General features: G+C 46.0%; 4 protein-coding genes. All 4 read left to right on the plus strand.

Annotated elements, in window-relative coordinates:
* On the plus strand, positions 1-1,271 hold a 1,271-nt coding region (locus AACQ21_RS03585), incomplete at its 5' end, for a GGDEF domain-containing protein (protein ID WP_146127536.1).
* A 133-nt stretch (positions 1,272-1,404) separates the two neighbouring features.
* The gene (gene trxB, locus AACQ21_RS03590) at positions 1,405-2,364 is read left to right on the plus strand and encodes a thioredoxin-disulfide reductase (RefSeq protein WP_105976776.1); all 960 of its coding nucleotides are present in this window, start codon (positions 1,405-1,407) and stop codon (positions 2,362-2,364) included.
* Between the two features lie 137 nt (positions 2,365-2,501).
* Positions 2,502-4,289: a heme ABC transporter permease/ATP-binding protein CydD gene (gene cydD / locus AACQ21_RS03595; RefSeq protein WP_105976777.1), complete on the plus strand. Its 1,788-nt coding sequence runs from the start codon at positions 2,502-2,504 to the stop codon at positions 4,287-4,289.
* Positions 4,282-6,003 (plus strand): heme ABC transporter ATP-binding protein/permease CydC, encoded by a 1,722-nt coding sequence (cydC, locus tag AACQ21_RS03600; RefSeq protein WP_105976778.1) that lies wholly within the window; start codon positions 4,282-4,284, stop codon positions 6,001-6,003. Before cydD ends, cydC begins: the two co-directional genes overlap by 8 nt.
* Positions 6,004-6,206 lie beyond the last annotated feature (203 nt).

Raw genomic sequence — 6,206 nt, forward strand, 5'->3', positions numbered from 1 at the left:
CACTCAAGCTGGCACAAATACTGGGTGACGGGCGACATCGCTTTCGTATTAACATCGAACTTGCACGGCTTTATCGAGATGCCAACAACCGAGATCAAATGCGCTTTTTCTTGAAAAAAGCGGAGGAACTGCAGTACAGAGAAAGCCAACCAGGCTACCTTGCCACTTTTCAGCTATTACAAACACAAGATCTATTGGAACAAAAACGCTACGGTGAAGTGATTGAATTTGTAGAACCACTCATTGTGCATATCAAGCAAAGATCAAATCTACTTATTCAACAGATAGAGTTGTTAAAAGTGGCAGCACAGGCTTATGCTGGGCAAAACAACTACAAACAAGCCTATGAAACTTATGATTTTTATCATTTACGATCGCTCACACTTCGCAATGTTGAACAGATAGAGAACTTACAGAGACAACAAATGTTGTTTGATCTTGAGCGTCTACAATATGAAAATCAGGATCTAAACTGGAACAACGTACTTCAAAAGCTAGAGATTGAAAACCATCAGAAAACGTTTCATCTATTAGGTGAAATCGTCTTTTTCCTTGCTCTTGCATTAATCGGATTATTGGTCATATTTATCTGGGCCAACCGCTCTCGCATCAAAATGGGCATGCTTGCCAAAACGGACACCTTGACTGGCTTGTATAATCGACGCTACATGGAAGAACGATTTGCAAAACATCAATCCAAATCTTACCAAAATAGTAGCGAAGCGCTTATTAAACTCGCACAACGGATTTTGATGTGGCAACAGACTTGGTTCAAAGGTCAATCTTCACCTAAAAAAAACGCCGAACCATTCGACTCAGCGCAATTAGACGAACAGATCCAACATAATGAAGATGCAAAACCGATTAGCCTTATTTTGACCGATATTGATTATTTTAAAGTCATTAATGATACTTATGGTCACGCCTTCGGCGATCAAGTATTAGTGGAAATTGCGGCTATCTTTAAGTCATCGGTACGCTCTTCCGATGTTGTCGCTCGCTACGGTGGGGAAGAGTTTCTCATCTTACTACCCGACACTGACTTAAGCGTCGCTAGCGAAATTGCCGAAACCTTACGCCGAAAAATTGAAGACCACCATTTTGTAACCGAATCACGAGAATCGGTATCCGTCACTTCGAGTTTTGGCGTGTTGACCGCAACGAATACTGATTTAGACCTTCAAGCATTGTGTGAAGAAGTCGACCAACTGCTTTATGCGGCTAAAGCCAGCGGCCGAAATTGCTTAAAAACACGTTGGCTGACTTATTAGCCAAGTCCCATCATTGCTTAGTTTGGCTATATAACGATTATTTCTAAGCTAGCCCATGTAATCGCTTTAATTGACTCGAGATATTCCCTACAATCGTGTTAAATTTTCGAGCATTTTCGATACTGGAGTCCCCATGAGCAACGTGAAACATTGCAAACTTCTTATTCTTGGTTCAGGCCCGGCTGGTTATACGGCAGCCGTTTACGCAGCTCGCGCTAACCTTAATCCAGTTCTCGTTACCGGTATGCAGCAAGGTGGTCAGTTAACGACCACTACAGAAGTAGAAAACTGGCCAGGAGACGCCGAAGGCCTCACGGGCCCTGCTTTAATGGAGCGAATGAAAGAGCATGCAGAGCGCTTCGAAACCGAGATTGTGTTTGATCATATTAATGAAGTTGATTTTTCACAGCGGCCATTCCGCCTTAAAGGCGATAGTGCAGAATATAGCTGCGATGCTCTGATCATTTCAACAGGTGCATCCGCACGTTACCTAGGTTTAGATTCAGAAGATGCCTTTAAAGGACGAGGAGTTTCCGCTTGTGCTACTTGCGATGGTTTTTTCTATCGTAACCAAAAAGTGGCCGTTGTAGGTGGCGGCAATACCGCTGTGGAAGAAGCGCTTTATCTATCTAATATTGCGGCACAAGTTCACCTCATCCACCGCCGTGATTCGTTCCGCGCAGAAAAAATTCTGATTAGCCGTCTGATGGATAAAGTCGCAAGCGGCAATATAGTGCTACACACTGACCGTACCTTAGAGGAAGTCTTAGGTGATGAGACTGGTGTGACGGGTGTTCGTATGAAACACACCCAATCAGAAACTACAGAAGATCTGGACGTGATGGGCGTCTTTATCGCGATTGGTCACAAACCGAATACCGACATGTTTGCTGGTAAGCTAGAGATGAAAGAGGGCTATATCGTGGTCAGATCTGGCCTTGATGGTAATGCAACTCAAACTAGTATTGAAGGTGTGTTTGCTGCTGGTGATGTGATGGATCACAACTATCGCCAAGCGATCACTTCGGCAGGAACGGGTTGTATGGCCGCCTTAGATGCGGAACGTTACCTAGATAGCTTGAACGATAAGTAGGCATGAACGACAAGTAAGCAAAAGGTTATTTTCCAGTTTTATAACAAAACCCTACAGCCCGGTGGTATATCCATCGGGCTTTATTTTGTATACTACCGCCCTTCCGTTTACATAATAATTCTCATTAAGCCTTCGAAATGGATAAGAAAAAGCAACGTAGCTTGAATAATTGGCTCAAACAGCAAAGTAAACTGGCAAAACGCTGGTTAATGATTGCTGTTGGCCTTGGCGTATTATCAAGTGTGTTTTTGCTGGCTCAGGCCGCACTCCTCGCCTCCATTCTGCATCAACTGATTATTGAACAAGTTGATAAAGCAGAGCTCATTCCCTATTTTCTTGGTTTGGTGGTGACGATTGCCGCACGTGCCGCGTGCGCATGGGGGCGTGAAATTGCGGGTTTTCGCTGCGGAGAGCAGATCCGCATTTATATCCGTCAGTTAATACTGGATAAAGTTCGCGAGTTGGGCCCTGCTTACATTAAAGGTAAACCTGCCGGTGCATGGGCGACATTGCTGCTTGAACAAGTTGAAAACATGCAGGACTTTTTTGCGCGCTATTTACCGCAAATGTCATTATCTGTGTTGATCCCGTTTATGATTTTGATTGTGGTCTTTCCCGTCAACTGGGCGGCGGGTTTGATCTTCTTAATCACCGCCCCCTTAGTGCCGCTGTTTATGGCCTTAGTCGGCATGAAAGCGGCCGATGCTAATCGTAAAAATTTCAAAGCTCTGCAGCGGTTATCTGGCCACTTTTATGATCGCCTGCAGTCGATGACCACAATACGCCTATTCAACCGCACACAAGCCGAAGCCGATCAGCTTAAAGGCGCTTCTGAAGTCTTTCGCACTCGCACAATGGATGTATTGAAAATCGCCTTTCTATCATCAGCAGTGTTAGAATTTTTCACCTCGATATCGATTGCCATCACCGCCGTTTACTTTGGTTTTAGCTTTATTGGCGAGTTGAATTTCGGCTACTACGGTACAGCCGTAACTCTATTTTCCGGCCTATTTATCTTGATCCTTGCGCCTGAGTTTTATCAACCATTACGTGATTTGGGCACCTTTTATCACGCCAAACAACAAGCTGTCGGCGCGGCTGAAAGCATTGTCGAGTTTTTGGAAACAGACATCAGCAAGGTGAAATCAGGCTCTATCTCGCTCGACGGTGCACAGCAGATTGACATTGTAGCGCAAGATCTCGAAGTGTTTAGTCCAGAAGGAAAACGCTTGGTCGGTCCAATTTCATTTACGTTAGATAACCATTCAACCACTGCGCTTGTCGGGCCAAGCGGTGCAGGTAAAACAAGCTTAATCAACGCCATTTTAGGCTTCATGCCTTACCAGGGCAGTTTGAAAATTAATGGTATTGAACTGAGCGATCTTGAGCATACCAGTTGGCGTAAGCAGATCAGTTGGGTTGGGCAAAACCCACTATTGGTGCACGGAACCATCGTTGAGAATATCAGCCTCGGCAAGCATGACATGAGTGACGAAGCGCTTCATTCGGCTTTAGATAATGCCTATGCGGCTGAATTTGTCGACAAACATGGTTTGGATTACGCCATCACCGATCGATCTGGTGGATTATCTGTCGGACAAGCTCAGCGAATTGCACTTGCTCGCGCGCTGCTACAAAACGGCAATTTTTGGCTACTTGATGAACCAACCGCCAGCTTAGATGCACGCAGCGAACAGTTAGTGATGCAAGGTTTGAACCGCCAAATTCAACACCACACCGCTTTAATCGTGACACACCAATTAGCACCATTAAAATCGGTGCAACAGATTTTGGTGATGCAAAATGGGGCGATAGTTCAAGCAGGCGATTACAACACACTCAGCCAGCAAAAGGGCCTGTTTTCCGATATGTTACAAGCTAATCAAGCGCTTGATGAAGCCAATAAGGGGAACCTTGATGCGTGATCTCATCCCTTACCTTAAATTGTATAAAAAGCACTGGTTTGGTTTATCTCTCGGTATGCTGCTGGCCTTTTTAACCCTGTTTGCCTCGATTGGTCTACTGACCTTATCCGGCTGGTTTTTATCCGCAGCGGCCATTGCTGGCTTAACCATTGCTCGTGAAACATTCAACTACATGCTACCGGGCGCGTTTGTACGTGGGTTTGCCATGGGACGCACTGCAGGACGTTGGGGTGAGCGTGTTGTCAGCCATAATGCTACATTCAAGCTGCTGACGGATCTGCGTATTTTCTTCTTCCAAAAACTCGCGCCACTGATCCCAGGTCGTGTGTCAAACCTCAGAGACGCTGATTTACTCAACCGTCTAGTGGCAGATATCGATGCTATGGATCACGTCTATTTACGCTTAATCAGCCCAGTAACCGTGGGTGTACTGGGCATTAGTGCGTTAACGGCATTCTTATGTTGGTTCGACCCTGCCATTGGCTTAACCCTTGGTGCAATTCTTCTAACGCTACTACTCGTGTGGCCAGTCCTCTTTTATAAACTGGGTCAGCGTAATGGTGCCGAGCTCACCCAGCACAAGGCGGATTTGCGTATTGCAACGCTTGACTGGTTGCAAGGCTACAGTGAACTGACCCTGTTTGGTGCAGAAAACCGTTACCGTGAAGCGATTCTTAGCGCGCAGCAAAAATTGCTGGTCAATCAATTGGCTAACGCTCATTTTTCTGGCCTTGCACAAGCACTGCTCATGCTCGCTAATGGCTGGACGCTTGTGTTAGTGATCTGGCTTGCCGCCGATGGTGTGGCAGGTAATCAACCCGACCCGATGATTGCACTGGTGGCTTTTGCAACTATGGCAAGTTTTGAACTGCTGATGCCGATTGCTGGTGCATTTCAACATTTAGGACAAACACTCACTTCTGCTCGCCGCCTCAACGATATTATTCTGGCTGAGCCTGAAGTCCAATTTCCTACCGCTTCAACTCAGCACTCAGGTCAATTCGATATTGAATTTTCAGACGTAACCTTTCACTATCCTGACAGCAGCCAAGATGTGCTACGCGGTGTCAACCTCCATATTCCCGCAGGGCATCGCGTTGCAATAGTGGGACAAACAGGCTCTGGCAAATCAACCTTAATGCAACTGCTGTCACGCTATTGGGATCCACAGCAAGGTAGCGTCTCCATTGCAGGTACCCACTTAACAGCATGGAATGAGAGCGAACTTCGCCAAATCATCAGTGTGGTTAGCCAACGTGTAGATGTACTCAATGGCACGCTGCGAGACAACCTCGCGATGGCCAATCCAAGCGCAAACGATCAACAGTTGGCTCACGCCTTAACGCAAGTCGGTTTACATACTCTATTGGACGATCTAGGTTTGGACGCATGGCTGGGTGACGGCGGCCGTCAGCTCTCTGGTGGAGAGAAACGCCGCATCGGTATCGCGCGCGCGCTGCTCCACAACGGTTCAATTTTATTACTCGATGAACCCACGGAAGGCTTGGATAAACAAACAGAGCAGCAAATTCTGGCTCTGTTTCAACAGCATTTTGCGCATAAAACGGTCCTCTTTATTACTCACCGCTTGGTCGAGTTAGAAACAATGGATGCTATTTGCCTGATTGAACAAGGTGAAATCGTGGAATACGGTAGCCACCAAGCGTTATTGGCCAAACAAGGCCGCTATTTCCAACTACAGCAAACCTTGTAGCCATAGTTTGTCATTTGCTCGTTATGAAATTTATCTTTTTTAGGAACACTATGCTGAATTAGGTAACTGAAGCTTGGTATGAAAAATCTTCGCCCTCTTGCTTTGAGAGTCAGTGCATGAGGGTGAAGAAGCTGCCTTACAAAGAAGCGGCAGTCAACCAAACTCGCTAAATACGTACCTCATCAGCTTAATAAGTACTGAGC

This window comes from Vibrio sp. V01_P9A10T6 (genome assembly GCF_963877065.1).
Lineage (GTDB): Bacteria > Pseudomonadota > Gammaproteobacteria > Enterobacterales > Vibrionaceae > Vibrio > Vibrio anguillarum.

Bases quoted from the DNA above. Each gene is read 5' to 3' on its own strand.
- trxB (WP_105976776.1), top strand. From the start codon at position 1,405: ATGAGCAACGTGAAACATTGCAAACTTCTTATTCTTGGTTCAGGCCCG.
- cydD (WP_105976777.1), top strand. From the start codon at position 2,502: ATGGATAAGAAAAAGCAACGTAGCTTGAATAATTGGCTCAAACAGCAA.
- cydC (WP_105976778.1), top strand. From the start codon at position 4,282: ATGCGTGATCTCATCCCTTACCTTAAATTGTATAAAAAGCACTGGTTT.